This window comes from Escherichia sp. AM3 (assembly GCF_032029835.1).
Lineage (GTDB): Bacteria > Pseudomonadota > Gammaproteobacteria > Enterobacterales > Enterobacteriaceae > Escherichia > Escherichia coli.
The window spans coordinates 1-240 of record NZ_JAVUPQ010001270.1; the positions used below are offsets into that span (position 1 = coordinate 1).

A 240-nucleotide genomic window follows, 5' to 3' on the forward strand; every position below is an offset into this window, starting at 1 on the left:
TCATTGAACCCGAACGCTGGGCGGCGATGTGTGAGCGTGCCTGCGGGGTGCGCAGCGGCGGTATTTATGCCGGGCACGATAACCATTTTTATGGCCACCGGAAGATCCTGAAACCAGACCATCTTGGCTGGCGCGAATACGCCATGCTGCTACTCGACAGCATGCCGCAAACTACGGCGGAGCATTACCGCAATAAAATTGCGGTTTATCTCCACTGGTATCAAAAGCGAGGCATGAACG

Annotated in this window: 1 protein-coding gene; it reads left to right on the forward strand. The window is 55.4% G+C overall.

All coding sequences use genetic code 11. From position 1 onward, the window contains the following. A partial coding sequence (locus tag RTW80_RS30625) for a DUF3440 domain-containing protein (RefSeq protein WP_312722014.1) occupies positions 1-240 on the forward strand: 240 nt, incomplete at both ends.